The sequence below is a fragment of the Streptomyces sp. NRRL S-1022 genome (assembly GCF_000720135.1).
Taxonomy (GTDB): domain Bacteria; phylum Actinomycetota; class Actinomycetes; order Streptomycetales; family Streptomycetaceae; genus Streptomyces.
In genome coordinates, this window is record NZ_JOIU01000089.1 from 1 (window position 1) to 1,340 (window position 1,340).

Sequence of the window (1,340 nt, forward strand, 5' to 3'; positions counted from 1 at the left end):
CTAGGCCGCGTTTTGAAAGTCGGTTCTGCTCCTCGTCCGGCATCGCGATGATCGCGGTGTGGGGCGAGGGGATCTTTCTGACGGGCAGTGGGCTGTGCTGGAGCCGCTGTTGCCGGTCGCGGTGCTGGGGCGGCCGTCGTTGGGCCGGCGGAAGCTGATCGACGGGATCCGGTGGCGGGTGCGAACCGGTGCTCCGTGGCGGGATCTGCCGTCGCAGTACGGGCCGTGGCAGACGGTCTACGGACTCTTTCGCCGCTGGCAACGCGACGGCACCTGGCCCGAACTGCTGACCCGGCTGCAAGCCCGGGCGGACGCGGACGGGCTGATCACGTGGGAGGTCAACGTCGACTCCACGATCTGCCGGGCCCATCAGCATGCCGCAGGCGCCCGCCGCGACGGCCAGGTCCAGAAGGAACCGCCGGGCGGAACCCAAATCGAGCCCGAGGACCACGGCCTGGGCCGATCACGGGGAGGCTTCACCACGAAGATCCATCTGGCCTGCGAGCAAGGCCAACGGCCGCTGTCTCTACTGGTCACCGCAGGCCAGCGAGGTGACAGTCCTCAGTTCGCCGCCGTCCTGGAAGGCATCCGGGTGCCCCGCACCGGACCGGGCCGCCCCCGTGTCCGGCCGCTGCGAGTGCGGGGCGACAAGGCGTACTCCTCCCGCGCCAACCGGGCCTACCTGCGAAAGCGCGGAATCCGCTGCACGATCCCGGAGCCTGCCGACCAGGCCGCCAACCGCAAGCGGCGGGGGAAAGCCGGCGGGCGGCCTCCCGTCTTCGATCGCGAGGACTACAAGGCCCGGCACGCGGTCGAGTGCGGGATCAACCGGCTCAAGCGCAACCGCGCGGTCGCCACCCGGTTCGACAAGCTCGCCGTCCGCTTCGAAGCCACCGTCCTGATCGCCGCGATCGGCGAATGGCTGTGACTGGCCTGAGCTGTCGGTTCCTCATGCCATGCTGACCGCGACCAGGGTCGACAGCGAGGGAGGGGCAACGATGGGGGCTCAGTACTACGGCGCCGACAGCGAGAACGGCGACCGGATCGACGACCCCTCCGAGGACGCGTTGTTCATGATGATCAGCGACCTCAACGACTCCGACAACAGCTTCGTGGTCGTCCAGCCCGACGAGGACGACCCCGTCTGGTTCGCCTCCGTGGCCGTCCTCGATGAAGGCGGCTACGAGATCGTCCGCCGTGACACCACCCGCAACGAGCACGAGGTCACCACGGCGACCAGCATCAACGACATCGCCCGCGACCTCACCATCTGGTTGGCCGCCCGCGACTTCCCCGGACGGCCAACCAGGCAGGTCAGCGAGTTCTAAAACACGGCCTAG

Annotated in this window: 2 protein-coding genes; both read left to right on the forward strand. The window is 68.8% G+C overall.

Going from position 1 to position 1,340, the window contains the following annotated elements; genetic code table 11:
• Positions 1-58 precede the first annotated feature (58 nt).
• On the forward strand, positions 59-928 hold the full coding sequence (locus tag IG05_RS0140900; protein WP_030349163.1) for an IS5 family transposase: 870 nt from the start codon (positions 59-61) through the stop codon (positions 926-928).
• Positions 929-956: 28 nt separating this feature from the next.
• On the forward strand, positions 957-1,328 hold the full coding sequence (locus IG05_RS0140905; RefSeq protein WP_030349164.1) for a hypothetical protein: 372 nt from the start codon (positions 957-959) through the stop codon (positions 1,326-1,328).
• Positions 1,329-1,340 lie beyond the last annotated feature (12 nt).

Coding starts and splice junctions, on each gene's coding strand:
- IG05_RS0140905 (WP_030349164.1), top strand. CDS start 957: ATGCTGACCGCGACCAGGGTCGACAGCGAGGGAGGGGCAACGATGGGG.